Source organism: Arthrobacter sp. D1-17 (genome assembly GCF_054130535.1).
This window is the reverse complement of record NZ_CP096382.1, coordinates 322,243-346,606: the sequence shown is the minus strand read 5'-3', so window position 1 is coordinate 346,606 and position 24,364 is coordinate 322,243. Positions and strand designations below refer to the sequence as shown.

Annotated in this window: 24 protein-coding genes and 1 pseudogene; 13 read left to right on the top strand and 12 right to left on the bottom strand. The window is 64.2% G+C overall.

Features of this window, described 5'->3' with window-relative positions:
• Window positions 1-106: 106 nt before the first annotated feature.
• Window positions 107-526 (bottom strand): annotated as a pseudogene (locus M1E01_RS01575) (IS30 family transposase); the annotation flags it as partial.
• Window positions 527-879: 353 nt separating this feature from the next.
• Here M1E01_RS01575 and M1E01_RS01570 point away from each other — a divergent pair.
• From M1E01_RS01570 to M1E01_RS01550, 5 genes are all read left to right on the top strand, one after another.
• The gene (locus M1E01_RS01570) at window positions 880-1,236 is read left to right on the top strand and encodes a cyclophilin-like fold protein (RefSeq protein ID WP_457973367.1); all 357 of its coding nucleotides are present in this window, start codon (window positions 880-882) and stop codon (window positions 1,234-1,236) included.
• An 18-nt stretch (window positions 1,237-1,254) separates the two neighbouring features.
• Complete coding sequence (locus M1E01_RS01565) at window positions 1,255-2,277, top strand: SDR family NAD(P)-dependent oxidoreductase (protein ID WP_457973366.1); 1,023 nt, start codon at window positions 1,255-1,257, stop codon at window positions 2,275-2,277.
• A 60-nt stretch (window positions 2,278-2,337) separates the two neighbouring features.
• Entirely contained in the window at window positions 2,338-3,102 is a 765-nt protein-coding gene (locus M1E01_RS01560) for a hypothetical protein (RefSeq protein ID WP_457973365.1), read from the top strand.
• On the top strand, window positions 3,095-3,589 hold the full coding sequence (locus M1E01_RS01555; RefSeq protein WP_457973364.1) for a DUF6644 family protein: 495 nt from the start codon (window positions 3,095-3,097) through the stop codon (window positions 3,587-3,589). The genes M1E01_RS01560 and M1E01_RS01555 overlap by 8 nt, the downstream gene beginning before the upstream one ends.
• A 79-nt stretch (window positions 3,590-3,668) precedes the next feature.
• Window positions 3,669-4,439, top strand: a complete 771-nt coding sequence (locus M1E01_RS01550) for an SDR family NAD(P)-dependent oxidoreductase (RefSeq protein ID WP_457973363.1) — start codon at window positions 3,669-3,671, stop codon at window positions 4,437-4,439.
• 123 nt (window positions 4,440-4,562) lie between these two features.
• On the opposite strand, the gene M1E01_RS01545 is transcribed toward M1E01_RS01550, so the two are convergent.
• From M1E01_RS01545 to M1E01_RS01520, 6 genes are all read right to left on the bottom strand, one after another.
• Window positions 4,563-4,934, bottom strand: coding sequence for a hypothetical protein (locus M1E01_RS01545; protein ID WP_457973362.1), 372 nt, complete (start codon window positions 4,932-4,934; stop codon window positions 4,563-4,565).
• A 329-nt stretch (window positions 4,935-5,263) separates the two neighbouring features.
• A complete protein-coding gene (locus M1E01_RS01540; protein WP_457973361.1) occupies window positions 5,264-6,175 on the bottom strand; it encodes an NAD(P)-dependent oxidoreductase in 912 nt (303 codons plus the stop codon).
• Between the two features lie 133 nt (window positions 6,176-6,308).
• Window positions 6,309-7,586 carry a TRAP transporter large permease gene (locus M1E01_RS01535; RefSeq protein WP_457973360.1) on the bottom strand — a complete coding sequence of 426 codons (1,278 nt, stop codon included), beginning with the start codon at window positions 7,584-7,586 and terminating at the stop codon, window positions 6,309-6,311.
• Window positions 7,583-8,164, bottom strand: coding sequence for a TRAP transporter small permease (locus tag M1E01_RS01530; protein WP_457973359.1), 582 nt, complete (start codon window positions 8,162-8,164; stop codon window positions 7,583-7,585). Before M1E01_RS01530 ends, M1E01_RS01535 begins: the two co-directional genes overlap by 4 nt.
• A gap of 31 nt (window positions 8,165-8,195) precedes the next feature.
• Complete coding sequence (locus M1E01_RS01525; protein WP_457973358.1) at window positions 8,196-9,218, bottom strand: DctP family TRAP transporter solute-binding subunit; 1,023 nt, start codon at window positions 9,216-9,218, stop codon at window positions 8,196-8,198.
• Window positions 9,219-9,505: 287 nt separating this feature from the next.
• Window positions 9,506-10,534, bottom strand: a complete 1,029-nt coding sequence (locus tag M1E01_RS01520; protein WP_457973357.1) for a LacI family DNA-binding transcriptional regulator — start codon at window positions 10,532-10,534, stop codon at window positions 9,506-9,508.
• A gap of 253 nt (window positions 10,535-10,787) precedes the next feature.
• On the opposite strand from M1E01_RS01520, the gene M1E01_RS01515 reads away from it, so the two are divergent.
• The 3 genes from M1E01_RS01515 to M1E01_RS01505 all read left to right on the top strand — a co-directional run bounded on the left by M1E01_RS01515 (window position 10,788) and on the right by M1E01_RS01505 (window position 13,408).
• The gene (locus M1E01_RS01515; protein WP_457973356.1) at window positions 10,788-12,152 is read left to right on the top strand and encodes an NAD(P)H-dependent oxidoreductase; all 1,365 of its coding nucleotides are present in this window, start codon (window positions 10,788-10,790) and stop codon (window positions 12,150-12,152) included.
• A 123-nt stretch (window positions 12,153-12,275) separates the two neighbouring features.
• Window positions 12,276-12,587, top strand: coding sequence for a putative quinol monooxygenase (locus tag M1E01_RS01510; protein ID WP_457973355.1), 312 nt, complete (start codon window positions 12,276-12,278; stop codon window positions 12,585-12,587).
• Window positions 12,587-13,408, top strand: coding sequence for a gluconokinase (locus tag M1E01_RS01505; RefSeq protein WP_457973354.1), 822 nt, complete (start codon window positions 12,587-12,589; stop codon window positions 13,406-13,408). Before M1E01_RS01510 ends, M1E01_RS01505 begins: the two co-directional genes overlap by 1 nt.
• A gap of 489 nt (window positions 13,409-13,897) precedes the next feature.
• Here M1E01_RS01505 and M1E01_RS01500 read toward each other — a convergent pair whose 3' ends face one another.
• A complete protein-coding gene (locus M1E01_RS01500) occupies window positions 13,898-15,100 on the bottom strand; it encodes an EAL domain-containing protein (protein WP_457973353.1) in 1,203 nt (400 codons plus the stop codon).
• Window positions 15,101-15,323: 223 nt separating this feature from the next.
• On the opposite strand from M1E01_RS01500, the gene M1E01_RS01495 reads away from it, so the two are divergent.
• The 5 genes from M1E01_RS01495 (at window position 15,324) to M1E01_RS01475 (ending at window position 20,007) form a co-directional block, all read left to right on the top strand.
• Window positions 15,324-16,334, top strand: a complete 1,011-nt coding sequence (locus M1E01_RS01495) for a Bug family tripartite tricarboxylate transporter substrate binding protein (RefSeq protein WP_457973352.1) — start codon at window positions 15,324-15,326, stop codon at window positions 16,332-16,334.
• Complete coding sequence (locus M1E01_RS01490; protein WP_457973351.1) at window positions 16,331-16,834, top strand: tripartite tricarboxylate transporter TctB family protein; 504 nt, start codon at window positions 16,331-16,333, stop codon at window positions 16,832-16,834. Before M1E01_RS01495 ends, M1E01_RS01490 begins: the two co-directional genes overlap by 4 nt.
• Window positions 16,835-18,520 (top strand): tripartite tricarboxylate transporter permease, encoded by a 1,686-nt coding sequence (locus M1E01_RS01485; RefSeq protein ID WP_457973350.1) that lies wholly within the window; start codon window positions 16,835-16,837, stop codon window positions 18,518-18,520.
• Window positions 18,517-18,912 carry a universal stress protein gene (locus M1E01_RS01480; RefSeq protein WP_457973349.1) on the top strand — a complete coding sequence of 132 codons (396 nt, stop codon included), beginning with the start codon at window positions 18,517-18,519 and terminating at the stop codon, window positions 18,910-18,912. Before M1E01_RS01485 ends, M1E01_RS01480 begins: the two co-directional genes overlap by 4 nt.
• Before the next feature lie 132 nt (window positions 18,913-19,044).
• Window positions 19,045-20,007: a D-2-hydroxyacid dehydrogenase family protein gene (locus tag M1E01_RS01475; RefSeq protein ID WP_457973348.1), complete on the top strand. Its 963-nt coding sequence runs from the start codon at window positions 19,045-19,047 to the stop codon at window positions 20,005-20,007.
• Window positions 20,008-20,015: 8 nt separating this feature from the next.
• Here the strand turns inward: M1E01_RS01475 and M1E01_RS01470 are convergent, their stop codons facing one another.
• From M1E01_RS01470 to dnaK, 4 genes are all read right to left on the bottom strand, one after another.
• Window positions 20,016-20,438: a heat shock protein transcriptional repressor HspR gene (locus M1E01_RS01470; protein ID WP_457973347.1), complete on the bottom strand. Its 423-nt coding sequence runs from the start codon at window positions 20,436-20,438 to the stop codon at window positions 20,016-20,018.
• A gap of 15 nt (window positions 20,439-20,453) precedes the next feature.
• Window positions 20,454-21,443, bottom strand: a complete 990-nt coding sequence (locus M1E01_RS01465; protein ID WP_457973346.1) for a DnaJ C-terminal domain-containing protein — start codon at window positions 21,441-21,443, stop codon at window positions 20,454-20,456.
• A gap of 94 nt (window positions 21,444-21,537) precedes the next feature.
• A complete protein-coding gene (locus M1E01_RS01460) occupies window positions 21,538-22,212 on the bottom strand; it encodes a nucleotide exchange factor GrpE (protein ID WP_457973345.1) in 675 nt (224 codons plus the stop codon).
• Window positions 22,213-22,214: 2 nt separating this feature from the next.
• Window positions 22,215-24,077: a molecular chaperone DnaK gene (gene dnaK / locus M1E01_RS01455; protein ID WP_457973344.1), complete on the bottom strand. Its 1,863-nt coding sequence runs from the start codon at window positions 24,075-24,077 to the stop codon at window positions 22,215-22,217.
• Between the last annotated feature and the right edge of the window lie 287 nt (window positions 24,078-24,364).

The following is a 24,364-nucleotide window of genomic DNA, read 5'->3' as shown; positions in this document are numbered from 1 at the left end:
GGAAACGATTTTCCCGTGCGACCATGCTCGGAACTTTCCTCTGAGGGCTCCGCGACGGGAAGCTCCGGCCTGTCTTCCGCTGTCCACGGTTGGGGTCAATTCGGGTTTATCCACGGCTGGAATTGGGAGCCGGTGGGGTAGCTCCCTGGTCGCAGTAGCGGTGGATAACGATAGTGAATTGTCCCCGGCGGTGGGCAGCCCAGCCGTTTTTGCAGTGCCATCGGAAACCGCCTTGGCCTGAATTGCAGCAGCGGTTTGGATGGAAGCAAAGCGCGGTTGCGCTATCCCAGTGGAGGACGGCTCGCGACCGTCCGTTGATCTCATCAGCGGCGAAGAGGACTTCAGCTTGTTCTACCGTGCTGAGGTCTGCACCCTTACGAAAGTACTGGCGGAGCAGGCCATTGGCATTCTCGTTCGAAGCACGCTGCCAAGGGCTGGCGGGGTCACAGAAGTACACGAGCGTCCCCAGCGTCGCGGTGACTTCGGCGTGCTTGGCCATCTCGGGGCCACGGTCCCACGTCAAGTCCTCCGCAGCGTGGCCGGCATGACCCCCAGGGCCTCAATGAGCTGGTCACGCATGTTGTCGGACCTGTTTCCTGGGCGGAGCGCGAACGCAATGAGGAGCCGGGATGAGCGCGGGTTCGCATCACCGTGTGCTGCGTTTTTCAGCTCCCAACTGCCAGCAACCCCGCATGGCACCCGCCGATCGCCGCTGTGGGAGTCCCTCTTAGTACCCCTCACGGCAGGGACTCCCGCAACCTCGATTTCCTGTGTTGCATTGATGGAGTACTCCTCGGACCGACCCGGAAGGCCTCCACGATGCGACTGCCCCGAACAGCCACCGGCGCGTCCGAGTCCCCTTCCTCAGACCAGGGAGTCATGAGCACGGTCGTGCGCTTCACCGCCGACGACGCGGTCCTCGAGGTCGTCATCGACGAGGACAACCCCACGACCCGCTCGTTCCTTCCGATGTTACCGATGACCCTGGCGTTCTCGGATTACGGCGGCAAGGAGAAGGTCGCCACCCCGACCCGGGAATGGAACTTCACCGACACCGAGGGCTTAGATCCAAAAGTCGGCGACCTCTTCTCCTACAAGCCGTGGGGCAACCCCGGGTTCTTCTACAACACCGACGGGAACTCCTTCTCGAACGACCTGACCAGGATCGGCAAGACCGAGGACATCGGCCAGATCGAGCTGCTGGACGGGCAGCAGGTCACCATCGTCGCCGGCTGAACGAAAGAAACAACGAGAATGAAGCTCAATACGACTCCTGTGACCAGGCGCGGCCTCCTGTTGACCGGAGCGGCGTTTGGCGTAGTGGCCCTGGCAGGCTGCAGCAGTGCTCCCCCGCAGGACGCCTCGACGCATACGCCGGCGGGAACAGCACTCGAGCGCACCGAGACCTCCGGAAACGCCGTCCAGGCCCAAGGCGGCCTGTACGGCGTCGGCGTGTACAACACCCAGCAGGTCGCCGACGAGCTGGTGTGGATCGACGAGAACGTCCAACCGCTCGACGGCGACAGGAAGCGCATCCTCATCACCGGTTCCACCGCCGGTGCCGGGCAGCTCGCCGCTGCCCATTTCCTCAAGCGCGGGCACTCGGTCGTCGCGCACGCCCGGAACGAGCAACGCGCCGCCGACGTGCGTCGCGACCTGCCGGGCCTCGAGGACGTGGTGACCGGCGATCTGCTCGACCTTGACCAGACGAGAGCGCTGGCCGAGCAGATCAACACCCTCGGCGAGTTCGACGTCATCGTCCACAACGCCGGCGAGTACGGGCTCCCCGACGGCGACCTGCTCAACTCCAACTCCCTCTCGCCGTACCTCCTCACCGCGCTGGTGACCCCACCGCGGCAGCTGAGCTACCTCACCTCCGACCTGCACCTCGGCGGGGACCTGAGGCTGGACGAGGTGCGCTCGGGCGGCGGCATCGGCTACGGCGACAGCAAGCTGCACATGGCGATGATCGCCACGGCAGCGGCCCGCCTCTGGCCGAACCGGCAGGTGAACGCCGTCGCACCCGGCTGGATCCCGACCCTGATGGGCTTCCACAACGGGAACACCAGCACGCCCGACAGCCTTCGCGACGGCTACCTGACCCAGGTCTGGCTGGCCGAGGGCGTCGAGCCCGGCAGCGACGTCACCGGCAAGTTCCTCTTCCACCAGCAGGTCGAGACGCGCGTGAACGATCTCGTGCACGACACCCAGGCGCAGGACCGGCTACTGGCCGCCTACGCCGAGCAGACCGGCGTCGCGTTCCCCACAGAAAGCTGAACTCCGACCCCCAGGCTCGCCAAACGAGAGCCGCACCGCCAACAGGAAGGATCGACGATTATGAGCGTCTCCACACACACCGACCGACCACTCCGCCGCGGCCTTATGGCCACCGCGGCTCTCCTCGCCGCGGCAGCGATCGCGCTGGTCCCGGCGTCACCGGCCGCCGCGCACCACGGCTGGGACGGCTTCGAGACCAACGACCTCGTCTACATCGCCGGCACCGTCTCATCCGAGGGGAGCTGGGGCGATCCGCATTCACTTTTCGATGTAGCACTGGATGCCCAGCTCCCGGCCAGCACGCCCGATATACCCATCCCCCAAGAGCTGTCGGGACCGGAAGACAGCATCCGGGTCGAAGCGGCTCCCGCGTATGACGGCCCCCACGACGAGTTCGAGGTCATCATCGCTCCGCCATGGTGGTCGCGCAGCAACGGATTGGACCGCACCCTGGAGGTCGGAGAGCGCTTCCAGGCCGTCGGATACATCCACCGCACCGACGACGGGCTCTTCCGTCCGGTCGCCTTCTGGTACGGAGAAGACCATGCGCCCGTCAACCAGGTGATCGGCAACACGCTACCGGTCAGGGCACCACTGCCAGGCGATACGAAGGCAGGCGGCCAGCCTGCCGCCGCGCCGTCCGAGGCGGAGGACCCCCTAGAGACGGACCTTCCGGCAGAGGATGCCAGCATCGCCAATGACAGCGGCTCGCAGACGTGGGTCGTCTGGGCGGTGTTCGCTGCCGTCATCGTCATGGCGGTCGTGGGCGGCGTCCTCTACGTGCGCCGCCGCACCCGCCAGGACGAACGGAGCCCGAATGCCTGAATGGCTCGAACCAATCCTGCGCTGGCTGCAGGATTCCGCGCTCGGTGATGCCGTGCGCTCCACTCCCTTCATGTATCCGACGCTCGAGAGCCTCCACATCCTCGGGATTGCCGTGCTCGTCGGCCCGGCCTTCGCGTTCGACCTCCGGCTGCTGGGCGCTGGGCGTTCTCTGGTATCCGTCACAAGGGCCGCACGCTATCTCCTGCCAGTGTCCCACCTCGGACTGGCCATCGCCGTCTTCACGGGCATACTGCTTTTCAGCGCGCAGGCCATCGGCGTCGCCGGCTCAAATGCTGCTCCGTGGAAGCTCGGACTCCTGCTCCTGGCCGGGCTGAACGTCATCGTGTTCCACCGCGGCGTCCACCGTCGAGTCGACGAGTGGGCGGACGCCGACGCGACGCCGGTCGCGGCCCGCGTCTCGGCGGTCATGTCGATGACGACGTGGACGGGCGTGATCTTCGCAGGACGATTCCTGGCCTACGTCTGATGGTTCGTTCCAGCCGAAGGACGCCGAGCACGGCACCCGCTTTGTGATCGATACCCACACTCACTGTAAGGAGAGACACATGACCGAACTAACCTATGATTTCACCGGCAAGACCGCCTTCGTCACCGGCGGCAGCTCCGGCATGGGCGAGGCCACCGTCCGCGCCTTCGCCGAGGCCGGCGCGAGCGTCGCCATCGTCGACCGCGACGCCGATGCCGCCAAGGCCCTGGCCGACAAGCTTGCCGCAAAGGGGCAGAAGGCCATCGGCATCGCATGTGACGTCACCGACGAGGACCAGGTCGCCGCCGCCGTCCGCACCACGGTCGAAGCATTCGGCAGCCTGGACATGGCCTTCAACAACGCTGGCATCATGCTGCCCCCGGTCGACTCCGCCGACGAGACCGAAGAAGCGTTCGACAAGCTCGTCGCGGTCAACCTCAAAGGTGTCTGGGCCTCCATGAAGCACGAGCTGAAGCAGATGCGCGAGCAGGGATCCGGCGCGATTGTGAACTGTTCTTCCCTCGGCGGACTTGTCGGTGGCGACGGACGCAGCACCTACCACGCCACCAAGCACGGTGTCATCGGTGCCACGAAGAGCGTGGCCCTGCAGTACGGGAAGCACGGCGTTCGCTGCAACGCCGTCTGCCCGGGAACCATCGAGACCCCGATGGTCGCCCGGATGGTCGACGGCGGCGAGCTCGACCGCGACCAGGCCGCCGCCGGGGTGCCGCTTGGCCGCCTCGGCCGCACCGAGGAGATCGCCGCAGCGGTGCTGTGGCTGTGCTCGGACGCCGCCAGCTATGTCACCGGCGTGGCCCTACCCGTCGACGCCGGACACACCGCTCAGTAACCGCTCCGGTCAGAGCCTGATGCCGGAAGAGCGCCGAGTCCAGCCGGACTTAGGCTCTTCCTTTGCCGTGCAGAGATTGTTCGCAGTTGGTTTTCGGGGAGATTTGTGCCCCGCGGCCCTGAATCAGGCCGTACCCCTCGCTGCGGGGCAGCGCATGTCGGAGGGCCGCCGCAGCGTCGGCGACGCACTGCGGCTTCGTGGTTCCGGGCACAGGCCTTGCATCCCCCGGTGCGAGGTGATCCACGCTACCGTGATCGCCTTCAGCGTCACCTGGTACTTGTTTGCGCGTCGGTGGAGCTCGGCGTGCAGCACCAGGTAGTCCGGCGAGCCGACGAAGACCCCCTCCTGGAAGCCCTTTTGGAGCGGCGACCAAGTCTGGAAGGTGGTTCCGTTGATCCGGGCATCGTAGACCACCTCGCCACCGTCGCGCCTGATCGTAGCTATCTCATCGGCCAGATCGACTGCGGAATCAGCGTCAGGGTGAAATACGCCCAAACCGGACACAGGGTGCGTCGGCTTGGGCCAGAAGTAAGGACTTAGTTCAGGGGTCCACTGAGAGTCTCGGCCCCGCCGCCGCCCCACAGCCGGGGACAATTCCTTCGGGTTATCCACCGCTGCTGCTGCTATGGGAGCTAACTCAATGGCTCCCGACCTCCAGCCGTGGATAACCCGAATTGACCCCAACTGTGGACGGAACAGGGTTACCGAGGGCAACGTGTCCGAGCCTCGCAGTGACTGCATATCCCTCATCGGCCTTGAGAAATGGCCGCAGAAGGGTATTCTCGCGCTTTTCGTGAGGGTTTTCGCGCCTTTCGTGAGGGTTTTCAGGTCTCAGTGAGAGCGTTGTTGCGCTGAGCAAGGGTCCGGAGGATTCCTGTGTGGTCAAGGGCGCCGTCGCCCCGGGCGACCATGTCCTCGAAAAGATCCTGGATTACCGTGCTCAGGGGTAGCTCCAGGTGTGCTGTTCTGGCCGCCCCCAGCACGAAGTTGAGGTCTTTCAGCTGGTTTTGGGCGCTGCCGCCACCTGTGAAGTCGCCGTCAATCCATCTGTGCCCTTTTTGGCGCAGCACCTCGGAGTCGGCTAGCCCACCCCGAAGCAGTTCAAGCATGACCGATGGATCCAGTCCCCCGCCGCGGGCGAGAAGCATGGCTTCGGAAACTGCCGTGACCGTGCCGGCGACTACGATCTGGTTGCAAGCTTTGGCGAGTGCGCCTGAACCTCCCGGGCCCATGTGCCGGATGGTGCTGCCCATGAACCCGAACGCCGGGGTGACCGAGCGAAACGTGTCCTCGTCCCCGCCCACCATGATGCTCAGGGTGCCGTTTTCGGCGCCCACGGTGCCGCCACTGACAGGGGCGTCCAGGACCCGGACGCCATGTTCGCGAAGCATCCGTTCGCCAAAGGCCGCCACTGCCCCCGGCGAGACGGTCCCGTGCACGACGAGTATCGGCCGGGCAATGCCCCGGGCTGTCCATCCGGCTATCAGGCCCTCTTCTCCCGGAAGCAACGATTCGACGTGGCTTAGGTCCGGCAACACGGTGAGAACGATGTCGGCGGCCGCCTCAAAAGGTGAGGTCGCAACGCGCGCGCCCAAGCCCACCAAGGCTTCGGCCTTCGAAGCAGTCCGGTTCCAGACTGTCAGCTCGCCGTAGCCCTTCAGCAGCCGGCGCGCCATGGGGTCCCCCATCGGCCCTAATCCCATCAGGGCAAGCGCTGGGTGGTCGTTTTCAGGCATTGGGATCCTTTAGCGATTAGGGCGTGCAGGTACACGCCTACAGAACAGGGTGGAAGACCGCGGTGCCCGGTGAACCCGGAGACATAGTTTTCCTGTTTCTGTGACTGTATGGATAGCGAACTGAGGGAAGGCGTTACTGGCTGGTCAGGAGATCAGCCGGCCACAGGATGAGCTGCGGGAAGATGGCCAGCATGACGATGGCAACCACCATGACCACGTAGAGCGGCACCGCGGCCTTCACAATCTTCTCCATCGGCAGCCCGCTGACATAGGACGCTGCGAACAGGCAGACGCCGACAGGTGGCACGACCAGGCCAACGGCAAGGGCAGCAACGAGGAAGACGATGAAGTGAATGGGATCCACACCGGAAGACACGGCCGCAGGCATGAGCACCGGTGTGCAAAGCAGGATGGCAGCGACTTTATCCATCACTGTTCCGATGATGATCAGGATCAGGCCGATCAGTAGCATGACGATGGTGGGGTCAGTGCTGACTCCCAGCAGCCAGCTGCTGACCTTTGCCGGCAGCCCGTCAATGGTGAAGATGTAAGAGGCGACGCCGGCGATCATGGCGATGAACAGGATGGTGCCGGTGGTGAGGCCGGCGTCCACGATCATCTTGGGCACCTGGCGCCACTTCATGTCCCGGTAGACGTAGACGCCGACCAACAGGCTGTAGAAGACAGCGACGGCGGCCGCCTCCGTGGGCGTGACGAGCCCGCTGAACATGCCCACCAGGATAATCACCGGGCCGCCCATGGCCGGGATTCCCCCGAGGACGATCCCAAGGCCCTTCTTGAAAGGCGTCCTTGAGACCTCGCCGTAACCACCGCGTGCCGACAGGAAGAAATTCACAAGCATCAGGACGAGGATCAGGACAATGGACGGTCCAAATCCTCCCGCGAGTGCCGCGCCTACCGAGACGTTCGCGGTCGAGGCGGCGATGATCATGAGGATGCTCGGCGGTATCAGTGAGGACAGGGTAGCGGTGACCATGGTCATCGCTGCCGCATAGGGCCGCGGGTACTTATGGTCAGTCATGGCCTTGATCTCGATCTTGCCAAGGCTGACGATGTCGGCAACCGAGGAACCGGAGATGCCGCCGAAGATCGCGCTCGATGCGATGTTCACTTGGCCAAGGCCGCCACGGAAGCGGCCGAACATGACTTCGGCGCCACGGAAGATGCGGTCCGAAATACCCCCTCCCGCCATGAGGTTGCCGGCCAAAACGAACAAGGGGACAGCAACCAGCAGGAAGCTGTTCATGGAGCTCATCATCGACTGCGGCAACAGTTCGAGGGGGATATCGAAGATCAGCAGCGTGGCGATGACGCCAATGCCCAGTGAGATCGAGAGCGGAACCCCCAGCAGCAGCAGGAGGAGGAAAATGCCCAGCAGGGTCAAGCTCATGCGATCATCTCTCCTTCGAGGATCCTCTTACGCATATACGGGGAGAAGTAGACGGTCGTGATATGGGCGACGATCGCGAGTGCCGCGCTGATCACAAGGGGCAGGGTTACCAGGAACATCTTCAGTCCCAGGGCAGGACTGGACTCTCCGGCGGCGTACTGCTGCAGCATCAACTCCCACGTCTTGTAGAGCAGGACACTGAAGAACACGGTGCCGCAAATGGCGTAGAGATGCATGCTGACTTGCTTAAGCCAGGCCGGTCCCCACGCCACCGCGAAGTTCACCCGCGGGTGCACGGCGGCCCGGAAGCCTGCTGCCATCCCCAGGAAGGTGGTGTCCATGAACAGGAAACGGGTCAGTTCCTCGGTCCAAGGCAGCGAGGCTCCCATCTGCCGGCTGACCATCTGGGCAGCAAGGCTGAGCAGCATCGCGCAGATTCCGACGAAGAGGAGAGCATCCACGGCCTTCCAGATCAGACCCTGAGGTTCTGAGACTTCGCTTACCGGAAGCACCTTGATGCTATCTTCGGCCTCCTGGTGTTCGGCCCCCCGGGTTGGGGTGGTTCCATCATCATGCACTGAACTGGTCTCCTGCACTGGACCCGTCACTTTAACGCCCGAGGAATTCAAGGCTTGACTGGACGAATTCCTTGCCCACGTTGCCCTCAAGCTCGGGGTAGACCTTCTGCGCTGCCGCCTGAAACTTTTCCCTGGCTTCGGGCGTCAGCTCGTTGATTTTCACGCCTTCGCCCTTGAGCTTGTCGAGGGTTTTGGTGGCTTCGTCGTTGTCGTACTTTGTCTTGAAGCCAGCGGTCTCGTCTGCAGCTTCCTGCAGGACTTTCCGGGTGTCCTCATCGAAGGAGTCCCACTTCTTCTTGCTGAACCCCAGGACGAGGCCGTCGGAGATGTGGCCCGTCAGGGAGAGGTAGTCCTGGACTTCGAAGAACTTGTTGTTCACTGGAACTTCCAAAGGGTTTTCCTGGCCGTGGATAGTGCCGAGCTGCAGGGCGGTGTAAACCTCTTTGAAGTCCATCGGCGTCGGGTTGGCGCCCAGTGAGCCAAAGAACTTAACCCAGAGGTCATTCTGCGGTACGCGCAGCTTCAGGTCCTTGAAGTCCTCGGGCTGGGTGATGGGACGCACCGAGTTGGTGGTGTGCCGCGGAGTACGGGACAGCATGGTCACGCCCTTGATGCCCAGCTTGTCCAGTGAGCCCAGCAGTTCCTTGCCCGGCTCGCCTTTGAAGTACTTGGTGACCTCCTCCGAGTCCTTGAAGAGGTAGGGAAGGCTGACGGCATTCATCTTCGGCTCGAAGGACGCGTACACCGAGGTGGACATGATGGTCGAGTCCAGCGTGCCGTTTCCAAGCAGGTTGACGGCGGCGTTCTGGTCTCCGCCGAAGAGGGTGCCGTCGGGGAACGTCTCGACCTTGACCTTGCCGTCGCTCAGCTCGGCAACCTTGTCGGCGAAGTGCTTAGCGGTCACGCCCATGGAAGAGGTTGCGGGGTCGCCGATACCGAGGCGGATGGTGGTGCTGGACGCGCCAGGCGCCGCGCCCCCGCCGCAACCGGTGAGGGCAGTAGTAACGGTGAGTGCAACGGCCACAGCTGCGGCGGCCAGGATGCGCTTTGGCATCTGATTCTCCTTTGAATACTTGCTCGTTCCTGGCCTGTACGGACAGGGGTACTGATGCTTTGATGGCGGTGGTTAAGGCGTCCTGGGCTGTGCGGATATGGCCGAGAAGGGCTGCTCTTGCTGCTTTCTCGTCCCGCTTGCCCAGTGCCTTTACAGAAAGCTATTAGGGGCGTGCAGTTACACGCCTGCAGAACAGAATGGAAGATCGGGGTACCAGTGGAACCGGTACACTTTTTTACCACAGGCGCCGCGCGGCTGTAAACCGTCAGCAGCGGATGCAGCTTGCATTACTTCGAGAACTGCAGCCGGGCAACGCTGGACCGTTCAAGGAGTTCGGCGGCTACGCGGATGACGTGGGGTTCTCCCGACGTCTTGCCCTGCGTGTTGGACAAAGCGAGCTGCACGGAATGCCGGGCGAGCAGATCTATGGGTTGCCTGACGATTGTCAGGGGAGGGGTCATGAGTTCGGTCCAGGGCGAATCTTCAAAGACGATGACGGACAGCGTCCCGGGGATGTCGATTCCAGCGTGGGACAGGCGCCGCAGAACTTCGGTTACCTGGGCGGTATTTGCCACCACCAAAGCGGTGGGCGGCTCCTCGATGCCGAGCAGCGCCGACGCGGCATCTCCTCCCGCAGGCCCGCGGAAAGCGGCGTGCCGTATGAGGAGCTCATCCTGCTCCAAGCCGGCTGTTTCCAAGGCTTGCCGATAGCCGGCAATCCGCTCCCTTCCGGTCGTGGAGGAAGCCGGCCCGGAGATGATCCCGATGCGGCGGTGGCCGTGGGCAGCGAGAAGCGCCGTTGCGGACCGGGCGGATTCAAAGTTATCGATGCTGACAACATCAACTTCCGGGAGCGACGGTATTGACCGGTCGACAAAAACCACCTCAGTGCCCAGATCCTGGAGCTGCTTCCAGGTTGCCAGGTTGTTGCCGGTCGGGGTCGCGATAATCCCGCTGACCCTGCGTTCGATAAGTGTCGCCAGACGTTCTGACTCCAGCTGGTCATCCTCTTGCGTGGTCATCAGCAGCACCTGGATTCCGCGCGAGTGCGCCTCCTGCACCACCTGGTCGGCGAGTCGGGCGAAAAAGGGGTTGGACACATCGGCGAGCAGCAGCCCCAGCGTTGTAGGCGGGCCGTACTTGAGCTCCCTGGCTGCCGTGCGGGGGTGGTAGCCGAGGTCCTTCATCACGTCGTTTACTCTGCCGCGGGTAGCTGCGGCGACCGGACCTGACCCCGGGTTCAGCACCCGGGAGACGACCGCAACGGAAACCCCGGCCGCCTGGGCAACATCGCGGATGGTCGGTTGTTTCTGCACGCCTACTCCTTGCCTGGCACTTCCTGGACATCCGGGAACCTTTTCAGCCTAGGGCTTGACCTCGGGCCTGCCCCTGTGACATAAAAGTGTACCGGTTCCACTTATTTTACCTTAGTTCGGTCCCGCTTGTTCTGCAGCCTCACTAGCAATGGCGGCGAGCCGCAAGGTGAAAAGTAGAGCCCCAAAGCTGCAGTTGATCCCAAACCGCCCGCATCCCTTCCGGAACAGCGCCGTATCCCTTGAAAGGCAACCCATGAATCTGCACCATCTCCTGACCCAGCGCGAGGCCGACGGAAAGCCCATCCGGGTCGGCCTGATCGGCGCCGGACGCTACGGGACCATGTACCTGGCCCAGGCCAACAACATTCCGGGCATCCACGTCGTCGCCATCGCAGACATCAACGTCAAGCGCGCTGAAGGTGCTTTCGAACTCGTTGGATGGCCCAAAGACCAGATCGCCCCCGACATAGCAACCGCCCTAAGGGAGCGCTCAACCGCGATCGTGGCCAACGCTGACGAGTTGTTCGACGTCGACATCGACATCATCGTCGAAGCCACCGGCAACCCCATCGTGGGTGTCAAGCACGCGCTGCGCGCCATCGAAACCAAAAAGCACATCATCATGGTCACGGTCGAAGCCGACGCCTTGGCAGGGCCCGCTCTTGCCAAGCGGGCAGAAGCAGCCGGCGTTGTCTACTCAATGGCATACGGCGACCAGCCAGCCCTCATCATGGAACTTGTCGACTGGGCCCGCACCAGCGGCTTCGACGTCGTCTGCGCCGGCAAGGGCGCTAAATTCCTCGAGCACTACCACGAGATGAACCCCGACAACGTCTGGGAAAACTGGGAATTCTCCAAGGAACTCACCGACTCCGGGCAGCTGAACCCGAACATGCACACCTCCTTCCGCGACGGCACCAAAGCCGCCATCGAAATGGCCGCCGTCGCCAACGCGGCAGGACTGGTCCCCTCTGACACCGGGCTGACGTTCACGCCGGGAGACGTGGAAGAAATCGCCTCAATCTGCCGCCCCGCCGACGTCGGAGGAGCCCTCGCACACGAAGGCACTGTCGACGTCATGTCCAGTGTCAACCGCGACGGCACCTGGATCCCCCACAACACCCAGGAAGGCGTCTTCGTCGTCGTGAAAGCCACGAACGACTACGTCTCCGGCTGCTTCAACGAATACCCCTGGCACCCGGACCCCACCGGCCAGTACGCCGCCCTGTACCGCCCCTACCACTACGTCGGTCTGGAACTGAACGTATCCATCGCCAACGCCGTCCTCCGCGGAATCCCCACCGGTTCACCCATCGGTTTCTTCGGCGACGTTGTCGCCACCGCCAAGAAAGACCTCAAAGCCGGTGAATTCCTTGACGGCGAAGGCGGATACACCGTCTGGGGCCAACTCGTCTCCGCGAAGCACTCCGTCACTACCGGAGCCCTGCCGGTCGCGCTGGCCCACCACGTGGAACTGCGCAATGACGTGCCCAAGGGCGGCATCGTCCGCTGGGAAGACGTCATCATGGACGACTCGCTCGCCCAGGCCCTCGAACTGCGCCGCGAAACCGAAGCCCTTGCCCTTGCCCTTGAGGAAAACCTCGCCGTTCGCAGCTAAGCCTAAGAACACCGTGCGGATGCTCGGCGCGGACCGACGCACTTTAGCCGTCGGTCCGCGCCGCGTCCCCACGCACCCTCCCACACCCCTCAAGGGCACCCTTAAAACAAGGAGAACCTCACCATGACCATCGTCGTCACCGCTGCTTTCATCCCGAAGGAAGGCGCCTTCGACCAGGTCGTCGCCGCCCTCTCCCCCGCAATCAGCGAAGTCCACCAGGAACCCGGCTGCCTGCTCTACGCGATACACGAAACCCCGGACAAGCAGATCCTCATGATCGAGAAATGGGAATCAGCTGCGCTGCTGGACGCCCACGGCGAAGGTGAACCGGTCAAACGCCTGAACGCCTCCCTCGAAGGCCTGCTGGAAAAACCCGTCGAAGTGACCCGGATGGTTCCGATCCCCGCCGGAACAGCACAACAGGGAGCGCTGTAGTGCATAGCCCTCTTGTCGTCATGGGCGTGTCGGGCTCGGGCAAGACTGCGGTCGGCGCTGCCCTCGCAGCCCGGCTCGGAGCAACCTTCAAGGACGCTGATGACCTGCACCCCTTGCCGAACGTCCAAAAAATGACAGCCGGCGTACCGCTCACGGATGAAGACAGATGGCCCTGGCTTCGCCTGGTCGGCGCAGAACTCGCGGCCGAACACCCCCATGGGATCGTGGTTGCCTGTTCAGCCCTCAAACGCGCCTACCGCGACGCTATCCGCGCAACCGCTCCCTCCACCACATTCATCCTCTTAAAGGTCGACCCTTCCGTACTGATGGAGCGGCTGGTCCAGCGCCCAGGACACTTCATGCCTCCATCCCTCCTCACCTCACAGCTGGAGACACTCGAGGCCCTGGAAACAGCCGAAGCCGGAATGACCGTGACATCCGAAGGCGGCATCGAAGCACTCACCGATCAGATCCTCGCAAATCTGCGCCCAAGGTATTGGGCACCGCCGCACTCGCGTCCGGCGCCTCCGCGGTCCTGTTGCTTGGCTCCTCCGGAGCAGCCGTTGCTGACCACACACACGCTAAGGTGGTGGGCAACGGCGGTTGCGTCGTCATCGCCCAGGGCTCGGGAGAAGCGCGGGTTGATCTTCCTTCGTCCGTTTTTTACCGGTAATCCCAACGTGGACATTGCAGAAGCTCAAGGGCGGACTCATCCGCTGCAAGTGCTGGTCCACCAGGGCGTCCCAGGAGAAAATATGGCGCTGTATGTCGTGGGGCCGGCCACTGACGCCGCCTGTCCGGCAGGCTTCCGCAACAGGTAAGGCCTGGGCCAGCAACCCGTGACCGCAAGCATGCCGCACGAGTCGCGGAACCTGAGAATGTGCTGCCTAAGTGGCGAGAGCACCAACAGAGGCTGAATGTACTTTGAGTTGCTGTTTGCCCTGCAGGATCAGGCTGTAGCCACCCGCCACCATCACTGTTACGTACACCCCAACCTGACGTCAGGCAGGGAAGTCTCAGGCGTCAGGATAGGACTTGATTCTTCTTTTCTGACAGTGGCTTTTTGAGACTCTCAGATCCCAACCTGACACTACTTACTCAGCTCGATGGACTCGCTGAGGACAGCGGGTTCGAGCGCGCGTAGCGAGCCTGGCAGCGAGACGTTTCCTCCGATGCAAAACATGGAGTGCCCTCATCCTCGAGTAACGCCTTTCCACCCCGACGGTGCAGCGGGTCCGCGATGCCGGTGAGAGCGTCCTTGATGTTCTCCCCGCCGAGGGCAAGCAGAGCTGGCTCCCGAGACCGAGCTCCTAGAAGCCGCCGCCGGGGAGCCTGGACGAGCCACCGGAGAGGCCGTCCGCTTCCGCGACCCATGAGGTCCAGTCATCGGGGTTAGCTGAAGGACGGCCCAGCAGGAAACCCTGCCCGGCAGTCACGCCCGCTTCCAGGGTGGCGTCGAGTTCTGCGCGCGTTTCAATTCCTTCAGCCACCAGCACTGCCCCTGTTTCACGGGCCAGTCCGCGCACTACAGCGGCGGAATCGCCGGCCTGACCGTCAACCAAACCACCAAAAAAATCGCGGCCAAGTTTGATCACGTCCGGACGGACTTCGCGAATGCGGCGCCGCCGCCCGGCGGAAGAACCCTCTCCGGGGAAGTCCACGGAGAAGCGCACGCCGTAGCGGCGAAGCGTGTCCAGGGCCCCCTGAAAGGCTTCCCGGTCCCCCTCGCCGCCCGGTCCTAAACCGTCCGGTCCTAAACCGTCTTGTCCTGCAACGTCCTGGCCTGGAACTTCCTGTCCCATGAAGTCGATGACAATTCTGTCAGGCGCCAAGGCGGATGTGAGTAGCAGGTATTGGGCCCTGGCGTCGGTGATTGCCGCTGGGCTGAGCTTCACGGTGATAAGCAGTGGAGCCGGGATCTCCTGCCCTGCCGTGATCGCACTTTCAAGGGCTGCGATTTCCAGATCCATGCCGAGGCCGAGGGCAGCCGCATCCCGGAACCAGGTGGCCGCGTGGGAACCGTCCGTGCTCACGAACCTGGCCAGCGCGTCAAATCCCAGGAGTCCTCCGGCAGGCAGCCGTCTCACAGGCTGCAGGGCTGTGAGCACCATCCGGTTCTCAAGCACTTCTTCAATACGATGGATCCGGCCGGCATCCAGGGAGTCTGCGGCGTCGGCGCCGGCGCCGGCGGAAAGCGGCGCCCCGGCAAAGTCCTCCCCGGGGTGCGGGGCGGTGGCATCCTCGGCAGCACCCGTCAGGCTTCTGGTCAGGATCAGATGTTCCAGCAGCGCCCGCTCAGGATGTTCCGGGTAAGCTGCGAGGCGTTCACGCAGCTGACTTCTGGCCCATTCGCCTTCAGGGTCGGGATCCGCAAGGACATGCCGAATCACCTCCATCACCTGCCTGTTCAGGCTCCTGCCGGCGCCCGCACCTGGGCGCGCCCCGGGTCCGCCCTGGCGTGGCGGGGGTGAGGCACGCGCCGAGTCGGGAAAGGTGAACTCGTCATCTGACATCGGCTGTTTCCTCCCTACGCCATACGCTCAGCCATGCCTATAAACCTACAACCAGAAGCTCTGCCCCAACCCTCAGGCGCGGAACCTAGGACACCCAGTGCGTCGCCGGAAACGTGAACGCAATGAACTTAACTTTCTCTGGTTACACAAGAGTGAGCCGCATCACTTTCGGCCCTAGCATCGGAACACACCGATCTAACGGACCAACGAGAAGAGGAACACCATGCGCGGATTCAGCGCATTGCGCGTAGCAGCCGTGGCCGCAGGCATCGCCCTGATGGCTTCAGGGTGCGGAGCGACAGGCAAGACGGACGCAGGCACCGCCACCACCGGAGCAAGCAACGCACCCCTTACCGGGCTGCGCATCATGGTGCCCAACACCGCCGGCGGCGGGTACGACACCACTGCCCGCGCCGCGGCAAAGGTTCTCGAAGACGAGAAGCTCGCCACCAACCCCGAGGTCTTCAACCTCCCCGGCGCGGGCGGCACAGTCGGCCTGGCCCGTGTGGTCAACGAAAAGGGCAACGGCGACCTGGCCATGCTCATGGGCCTCGGCGTCGTCGGCGCAAGCTACACCAACAAGTCAGAGTCCAAGCTGACCGAGACCACCCCGCTGGCGAAGCTCATCGAAGAGCCGGGCGCCATCATGGTTTCCAAGGATTCGCCGTACAAGACCATCGACGACCTTGTGGCTGCCTGGAAGAAGGACCCGTCCAAGGTCAGCGTCGGCGGCGGCTCCTCGCCCGGCGGCCCCGACCACCTCCTGCCCATGCAGCTTGCCGGTGCGGTGGGCATCGACGCAACCAAGGTCAACTTCGTCTCCTACGACGGCGGCGGGGACCTGCTGCCGGCCATCCTTGGCAACAAGCTCGGCTTCGCGGCCTCCGGCGCAGGCGAATACATGCAGCAGATCAAGTCCGGGGCCATCCGCGTCCTCGCCACCAGCGGTGAGAACCGGCTCGAAGGCGTCGACGCCCCCACGCTGAAGGAATCCAACATCGACCTCGTCTTCACCAACTGGCGCGGCATTGTGGCCCCTCCGGGCATCAGCGACGCCGACCGCGACGCAATCATCGCCACACTGGAGAAGATGCACGAATCGGCTTCGTGGAAGGAAACCCTGAAGACCCGCGGCTGGACTGACGCCTTCATCACCGGTGACGAGTTCAAGACCTTCCTCACCGACCAGGACAAGCGCGTCGCAGACGTTCTGACGAAGCTCGGCCTGGCGTGACCTCCTTGGCCTCCCGCCTCAAAGGCCGCTCCGAGCTGGGCATCGCAGCCCTGCTCGGGGCGGTCGGCGCCCTGGTCCTCATTGACGCAGCGCGCCTGGTTGTGCCGTACTCCCAGTCGGACCCGGTAGGCCCCAAGGCCCTGCCGATGATCGTGGGAGCACTCCTGCTCGTCTGCGCCGTGCTGCTGGCAGTGAACGTTCTCCGGGGCGGAAGCGGTGAGGCCGAGGGCGGCGAGGATGTCGATCTGAGCCACCCGAGTGACTGGAAGACCGTCCTCCCCCTGGCCGGCGCCTTCATCGCCAACATCCTCCTGATCGACTGGGCCGGCTGGGTCATCTCCGGAACGGTGCTCTTCTGGGGCAGCGTCTGGGCGCTCGGAAGCCGCCACTACGTCCGTGACGGTCTGATCTCCCTGGTTCTGGCGCTCCTGACCTTCTACGGCTTCTACCTCGGCCTGGGCATCGCCCTTCCCGCCGGGCTCCTTGAAGGGATTCTCTAGATGGACATCCTGTCCTCACTCATGGACGGGTTCGCGACAGCGCTGACCCCCATGAACCTCCTGTACGCCCTGATCGGCGTCATCCTGGGCACCGCCGTCGGCGTCCTGCCCGGCATCGGCCCGGCCATGACCGTTGCGCTGCTGCTCCCGGTGGCCACCGTCCTCGAACCGACCAGCGCGTTCATTATGTTTGCCGGCATCTACTACGGCGGCATGTTCGGCGGTTCCACCACCTCCATCCTGCTCAACACCCCCGGCGAATCCTCCTCAGTGATCACCGCCATCGAGGGCAACATGATGGCCAAGGCCGGCAAAGCCGCCCAGGCACTGGCGACGGCGGCCATCGGCTCGTTCGTCGCCGGCACCATCGGCACCACGCTCCTCGTGGTCTTTGCACCGATTGTCGTCCAGTTCGCCGTGAGCCTTGGCTCGCCGAGCTACTTCGCCATCATGGTCCTGGCCCTGCTGGCCGTCACCGCGGTCCTGGGCTCCTCCCGGCTGCGCGGCTTCGCGTCCCTCGGACTGGGCTTGGCGATCGGCCTCGTCGGCCTGGACATCGTCTCCGGCCAGGCCCGCCTCACCTTCGGCCTGCCGCTGCTCGCCGACGGCCTCGACGTCGTCGTGGTCGCCGTGGCGATCTTCGCCGTCGGTGAAGCCCTGTGGGTGGCGGCGCACCTGCGCCGCACGCCGCTGCAGATCATTCCGGTCGGCACACCGTGGATGGGCAAGAAGGAGTGGAAGCGGTCCTGGAAGCCATGGCTGCGCGGCACGGCCTTCGGATTCCCGTTCGGAGCCCTGCCCGCCGGCGGCGCAGAAATCCCAACGTTCCTCTCCTACGTGACGGAAAAACGGCTCACCAAGCACCCCGAGGAGTTCGGCAAGGGCGCCATCGAGGGCGTCGCCGGGCCGGAGGCTGCCAACAACGCCGCCGCGGCCGGCACCCTGACTCCGATGCTGGCACTCGGCCTGCCGACAAACGCCACCGCCGCCGTCATGCTCGCTGCATTCGTGCAGTTCGGCATCCAGCCCGGACCGCTGCTGTTCGAAAACGAAGGCCCGCTGGTCTGGGCACTGATCGCCAGCCTCTTCATCGGCAACTTCCTGCTGCTGCTGGTCAACCTTCCCCTGGCCCCGGTCTGGGCGAAGCTGCTCCGGCTGCCCCGCCCCTACCTGTACGCAGGCATCCTCTTCTTTGCCACCCTGGGCGCCTACTCGGTGAACCTGCAGGCGTTCGACCTGGCAATCCTGCTGGTCCTGGGCGCACTGGGCTTCCTGATGCGCCGCTACGGACTTCCGGTCCTGCCGCTCATCCTCGGCGTGATCCTTGGGCCGCGCCTTGAGAAGCAGCTGCGCCAGACGCTGCAGCTGAGCGCGGGCGACGTCTCCGGGTTGTGGAGCGAGCCGATCGCCGTCGTGGTCTACATCATCGTGGCACTCGTGCTCCTCTGGCCGTTCCTGTTCAAGATGTGGCGGCGTACGCGTCCCGGCGGGGTGGCAGTTGCCGGCGGCCTTGCTCAGCCTCTGGCCGCCGGCGGTCCTGCTGACGCTTACTCGGCCGGCAGCCCTGTCAAGGACAGCCCGACGGCGGCAGGTTCCACTGCGGCCAACGAGCCGTCTGACCCCGCCGACATCCGCCAAGACGCCCACAAGGTTGGCCATGCCAACCATGGACAGGAGAAACAGTGAGCATCATCGTCGGTTATGTCCCCACGCCGGAAGGCGCAGCCGCCCTTGACCGGGCGATCAGCGAGGCCCGGCAACACGACAGCAGGCTGGTCATCATCAACTCCTCCCGCGGTGACGCGCTAGTGGACAAGCGGTACGCCCAGGCCGAGGACCTCAACGAGGTCACCGCACGGCTGCAGCAGGAAGGCGTGGAACACCTCGTCCTGCAACGGGTCCGCGGGAACGATGCCGCCAACGAAGTACTGGATGCCGCTGAGGAATACCAGGCAGAGCTGATTGTCATCGGCCTCCGCAAGCGGACCCCCGTGGGAAAGCTCATCATGGGCAGCACCGCCCAGCAGATCCTGCTTGAAGCATCCTGCCCGGTGCTGGCAGTCAAGGCCCGTTCGTAGTTCACCGGTCCGTTTTCAAGAGTAGAATGCACGACTGACCTGATGAGGCAGGGACCCGCACCGCCGGGCCCTGCCTCATCCCGTTAAGGCTGCTCATCCAGTCAAAGCCCGCCCCAGCCAGAAGGATCCAGCATGCAGCGACTTGTCATTCTCGACGACTACCAGGGCGTTGCAGACGGTTTCGCACCCTGGAGCTCCCTCGCCGGGCGTGGGGTCAGCGTCAGTGTGCTGCGCCACCATCTGCCCTCCGAAGCAGATGTCGTGGCGACGCTGGCGGACGCCGACATCGTCATTGCCATGCGGGAACGCACACCCTTTCCCCGCCGGGTGATCGAGCAGCTGCCCCAGCTGAAACTGCTGGTGACCACCGGAGCGGCGAACGCCTCGATCGACCTGCAGGCCGCAGCCGAGAGCGGGATCGTGGTCTGCGGCACGGGAGGCTCACCGGCCGCGGCGCCCGAGCTGACGTGGGCGCTGCTCCTGGCGTTCGCCCGGAACCTCACGGCGGAGGAGAACTCCCTGCGGGCCGGACGGTGGCAGGGGTCGGTTGGCTTTGAGCTCTCCGGCAAGACCCTGGGAATCGTCGGGCTGGGCAAAATCGGCCGCCGCATGGCGGGCTACGCTCAGGCGTTCGGCATGGAGGTGCTGGCTTGGAGCCAGAACCTGACCGCGGAGACAGCCGCCGCGGCCGGCGCGCGCAAGGTCAGCAAGGATGAGCTGTTCCAAAACTCCGACGTCGTATCCCTGCATCTGCGTCTGTCGGAGCGTTCCGAGGGGACGGTCGGTGAACGCGAGCTGCGGCTCCTCGGCCCCGAAGGTGTCCTGGTGAATACGGCCCGCGGCCCCCTGGTGGACCAGGATGCCCTGGTCACCGCCCTGCACGAAGGCTGGATCCGCGGAGCCGCGCTGGATGTCTACGACCAGGAGCCCCTGCCGCCGGGCCATCCGCTGTTGAATGCACCCCGGACCCTGCTGACCCCGCACTTGGGATACGTCACGGACGAAAGCTACCGGGCATTCTTCGGCGGCGCACTTGAAGACGTCACCGCGTGGCTCGACGGGGCGCCGATCCGGACGCTGACACCCCGGCGCTGATCGTCCGTTTACTGGCCAGACCGCGGCCGCCAGACCACCAGCGCCTGGGAGCGCGGCCGGGGGCGCTGGCCGCGGGCCAGGCTGACGACGTCACCGGCGGGTCCGGCCGCGAAAACCCTGGAGTCGAATGATTCACGACGGCGGACCAGTTCATCCGTCAGTTCACTCACCCGGGCCTGCAGTGCGGCCACCTGGTTCTCCAGATCGAGGATGCGTTTGATGCCCTCGAGGGAAACGCCTTCCTGCGAGAGCCGCTGCACCTCACGGAGCATGTTCACGTCCCGCTGCGAGTACCGGCGGGATTTGCCGGGCGCCCGGCTGGGCTTGACGATGCCCAGCCGGTCGTACTGGCGAAGCGTTTGCGGATGCATGTCCGCCAGCTCCGCCGCCACCGAGATCACGAAGATCGGCTGATCGAAGTTGATGTTCACGGCGGGCGCCTTTTTCTAGAGCCGGGCCTTGGCTGCCAGGCCCTGGCGGACATCGGCGCCGTTCGTGGCCTCCGCGAAAGCCTTCACGGCCGCCTCGGCGTCCTTGTTCAGGTTCTTCGGAACGGCAACATCGATCGTCACGAGCAGGTCCCCGGTCCCCTTCGGCGTTTTCACTCCGCGGCCTTTAACGCGGAGCGTGCGCCCGGAGGGCGTGCCTGCCGGCACGCGGACCCGGACTGTGTCGCCGTCGATCGTCGGCACTTCGATATCGGCGCCCAGAGCAGCCTCAGGGAAGGTGACCGGGACGTGGATACGGAGGTTGTCGCCGTCGCGCGTGTAGAAATCGTGCGGCTTGACGTGGACGGTGACCATCAGGTCGCCGTTGCCGGCGGGGCCGTATTGGCCCTTGCCGCGGACACGGACCTTCTGGCCGTCCTTGATGCCGGGCGGGATGCGGACATCGATGACTTCGCCGTCCGGCTCACGCAGGCCGATCGTGGTTCCGCGGATGGATCCGGCGAAGGAAATGCTGGTGGTCGCAGTACGGTCGGCGCCCTTCTGCGGCGCGCGCTGGTAGCCTGCCGGGCCGCCGGCACCGCCGAAACCGCCACCGAACAAGTCGGCAAACTCGGGAGGGATGCCCCCCGGGCCTGCAGTACTGAAGCCGCCCGAGTGACGTCCTCCGCCGCCCGTGAACAGCCCACCGAACAGGTCCTCGAAGCCCCCGTTGGCGGTGCTTCCGGCACCGTGCGGAGCGAAGCGGGCTCCTCCGCCCATCGCCCGGATAGCGTCATACTGCTGGCGCTCCTCGGGGTCGGACAGCACGGAGTACGCCTCGGAGATGTCCTTAAACTTCTTCTCCGAGACAGCATCACCTGAATTGGTATCCGGGTGATACTGGCGCGCCAGCTTCCGGTAGGCCTTCTTGATGTCAGCGTCGGAAGCGTCCTTGGCGACACCAAGGATCTTATAGAAGTCCTTGTCCACCCAATCCTGGCTAGCCAATGGCGTTTCCTTTCAACTCTTTGTGCCGAGATGACAGTTCGCGCCAATGTTCTTTCGAATCATCGCCGCGAACTGTCATCTCGATGGGGTAATGCTACGCAGGTACAGCGACGATGACCTGTGCTGCGCGGAGAACCCGATCGCCAGATTTGTAGCCGGAGCGGAGCACCTGGCTGACAGTGTCAACCTCAACGTCCTCGCCGGGCTGCTGGATGAGGGCCTCGTGGATAGTCGGGTCGAATTCCACGCCGGTCTCATCGATACGGGTCAGGCCATACGTCTTTAGCGCATTTTCCAGCTTCGCGGCAATTGCAGCGAACGGACCGTCCGCGAGATCACCGTGCTGGCGGGCGGCGTCGACGTCGTCCAGCACCGGCAGCAGGGAGTTCAGGACACCGATAACGGCCATCTCCCCTGCCACGGCACGGTCGCGCTCGACGCGCTTGCGGTAGTTGACGTACTCGGCCTGCAGGCGGAGCAGGTCGTTCTTCAGCTCGGCCGCTTCAGCGGTGGTTGAGCCTGCCTGAACTCCCTGCGCCACGGATTCCTCCGCCGGCACCTCCACCTGGTTGAGGATCTCCTCAGCCTGGGCGAGGGCATCGCCGTCGGAATCGGCTGCATCAGCCGGCTCCGCGGGGGTTCCCTCGGGGTGCCGGGCCTGCCCCGTCACCGGGTCCACCTTCCGGTGGTCCCGGATCACGGGCTCGTCGCGCTTGCTTCCCTGGTCGCGGGAAGAGCTGTGCTCTTCTTCGTTACCGTGATGAGGCATGGTTACTTCTTCTCTTCTTCGTCAACGATCTCGGCGTCCACGATGTCTTCATCAGCCTTGCCCCCGCCTGCGGCACCTTCAGCACCTGCAGCTCCGGTAGCGCCGTCCGGCGAACCGGCCTGGGCGTAGATGGCTTCGCCGAGCTTGGTCTGGGAAGCCTGCAGCTTCTCAAACGCAGCCTTCACAGCGGCATCGTCGGTGCCTTCGAGCGCCTTCTTGAGGGAGTCGACGTCGCCCTGAACCTCGGTCTTGACCTCTTCGGGCAGCTTGTCCGCGTTGTCCGCAATCAGCTTGTCCACGGAGTAGGCAAGCTGCTCGGCGGTGTTGCGGGTGTCGGTTGCCTCGCGGCGGGCCTTGTCCTCGGCTGCGTGTTCCTCGGCGTCACGGACCATGCGGTCAATGTCTTCCTTGGAGAGTGCGGTGCCGCCGGTAATGGTCATCGACTGTTCCTTGCCGGTGCCCTTGTCCTTGGCGGAGACGTGCACGATGCCGTTGGCGTCGATGTCGAAGGTGACCTCGATCTGCGGCACGCCGCGCGGAGCCGGCGCGATTCCGGTCAGCTCGAACGTGCCCAGCGGCTTGTTGTCGCGGGTAAATTCACGCTCGCCCTGGAAGACCTGGATAGCCACGGAGGGCTGGTTGTCATCCGCGGTGGTGAAGGTCTCGGACCGCTTGGTGGGGATGGCCGTGTTGCGCTCGATCAGGTGCGTCATCACACCGCCCTTGGTTTCGATGCCGAGGGACAGCGGGGTGACGTCGATGAGCAGGACGTCCTTGCGCTCACCCTTCAGGACACCGGCCTGCAGGGCCGCACCGACGGCCACAACCTCGTCCGGGTTGACACCCTTGTTGGGCTCCTTGCCACCAGCCAGTTCCTTCACCAGCTCGTACACGGCGGGCATGCGGGTGGAACCGCCGACGAGCACGATGTGATCGATGTCGGTGAGCTTGATGCCCGCTTCTTTGATGACGTCGTGGAACGGCTTCTTGGTGCGCTCCAGCAGATCCTTGGTCAGGTCCTGGAACTTCGCACGGGTGAGCTGCTCGTCCAGGTGGACCGGGCCGTCAGGGGTGACGGAGAGGTACTGGAGGGAGATGTTGGTGCTGGAGGAGGATGACAGCTCCTTCTTGGCCTGCTCAGCCGCTTCACGGAGGCGCTGCAGTGCAATCTTGTCCTTGGACAGATCCATGCCCTTGACCTTGAGCTGGTTCAGCAGGTACTCCACGACGCGGTTGTCCCAGTCATCGCCGCCGAGCCGGTTGTCACCGGCAGTCGCGCGCACCTGGATGGTCGAGAATTCGTCCTCATCCTTGCCGACTTCCAGCAGGGAGACGTCGAAGGTACCGCCACCGAGGTCGAAGACCAGGATGAGTTCGTCTTCCTTGCCCTTGTCCAGGCCGTAGGCCAGGGCGGCCGCGGTGGGCTCGTTGACAATGCGCAGGACGTTCAGGCCGGCAATTTCTCCGGCTTCCTTCGTGGCCTGGCGCTCGGCGTCGTTGAAGTAGGCGGGAACGGTGATCACAGCGTCGGTGACCTTTTCACCGAGGTAGGACTCGGCGTCGTTCTTCAGCTTCATGAGGATACGCGCGGAGATCTCCTGCGGTGTGTACTTCTTGCCGTCAATGTCGACCTTCCAGTCGGTGCCCATGTGGCGCTTGACGGAGGAGATGGTGCGCTCAATGTTGTTGACGGCCTGGCGCTTGGCGATCTCGCCGACCAGGACCTCGCCGGACTTGGAGAACGCAACGACGGACGGCGTGGTGCGGCCGCCCTCGGCGTTGGCAATAACGGCGGGCTCGCCACCTTCGAGAACGGAGACGACGGAGTTGGTGGTTCCGAGGTCGATACCTACTGCACGTGACATGTGTTGCTTCCTTCTTTCCTTGGAAACTGGATGGCCCGGGATCCGACACTACCCAGCAGGGTTCACACCCTTGACCGAGCGGGCCGGGACCCAGACTCGCCCACTCCTTGAGCGATCTACACTCAACTTTACTCAGCACCGGATTTAAGTCAATCCAAAGTTGAGTCGAGATCACTCAAGTCTGCCAACGGCTGGTGCGCTGAAGGGCGCCGGCAAAGAAAAAATGGCCTCCCGTTTCGCGAAGCCTTGCGGAAACGGGAGGCCACCGGCCTCAACAACCTTTTCGC

What these genes read in the sequence shown, in the direction of transcription:
- M1E01_RS01460 (WP_457973345.1), bottom strand. Translation starts at nt 22,212, where the DNA reads ATGCCTCATCACGGTAACGAAGAAGAGCACAGCTCTTCCCGCGACCAG.
- M1E01_RS01525 (WP_457973358.1), bottom strand. Translation starts at nt 9,218, where the DNA reads ATGCCAAAGCGCATCCTGGCCGCCGCAGCTGTGGCCGTTGCACTCACC.
- M1E01_RS01515 (WP_457973356.1), top strand. Translation starts at nt 10,788, where the DNA reads ATGAATCTGCACCATCTCCTGACCCAGCGCGAGGCCGACGGAAAGCCC.
- M1E01_RS01500 (WP_457973353.1), bottom strand. Translation starts at nt 15,100, where the DNA reads ATGTCAGATGACGAGTTCACCTTTCCCGACTCGGCGCGTGCCTCACCC.
- M1E01_RS01560 (WP_457973365.1), top strand. Translation starts at nt 2,338, where the DNA reads ATGAGCGTCTCCACACACACCGACCGACCACTCCGCCGCGGCCTTATG.
- M1E01_RS01565 (WP_457973366.1), top strand. Translation starts at nt 1,255, where the DNA reads ATGAAGCTCAATACGACTCCTGTGACCAGGCGCGGCCTCCTGTTGACC.
- M1E01_RS01535 (WP_457973360.1), bottom strand. Translation starts at nt 7,586, where the DNA reads ATGAGCTTGACCCTGCTGGGCATTTTCCTCCTCCTGCTGCTGCTGGGG.
- M1E01_RS01495 (WP_457973352.1), top strand. Translation starts at nt 15,324, where the DNA reads ATGCGCGGATTCAGCGCATTGCGCGTAGCAGCCGTGGCCGCAGGCATC.
- M1E01_RS01550 (WP_457973363.1), top strand. Translation starts at nt 3,669, where the DNA reads ATGACCGAACTAACCTATGATTTCACCGGCAAGACCGCCTTCGTCACC.
- M1E01_RS01540 (WP_457973361.1), bottom strand. Translation starts at nt 6,175, where the DNA reads ATGCCTGAAAACGACCACCCAGCGCTTGCCCTGATGGGATTAGGGCCG.
- M1E01_RS01555 (WP_457973364.1), top strand. Translation starts at nt 3,095, where the DNA reads ATGCCTGAATGGCTCGAACCAATCCTGCGCTGGCTGCAGGATTCCGCG.
- M1E01_RS01570 (WP_457973367.1), top strand. Translation starts at nt 880, where the DNA reads ATGAGCACGGTCGTGCGCTTCACCGCCGACGACGCGGTCCTCGAGGTC.
- M1E01_RS01485 (WP_457973350.1), top strand. Translation starts at nt 16,835, where the DNA reads ATGGACATCCTGTCCTCACTCATGGACGGGTTCGCGACAGCGCTGACC.
- M1E01_RS01475 (WP_457973348.1), top strand. Translation starts at nt 19,045, where the DNA reads ATGCAGCGACTTGTCATTCTCGACGACTACCAGGGCGTTGCAGACGGT.
- dnaK (WP_457973344.1), bottom strand. Translation starts at nt 24,077, where the DNA reads ATGTCACGTGCAGTAGGTATCGACCTCGGAACCACCAACTCCGTCGTC.
- M1E01_RS01510 (WP_457973355.1), top strand. Translation starts at nt 12,276, where the DNA reads ATGACCATCGTCGTCACCGCTGCTTTCATCCCGAAGGAAGGCGCCTTC.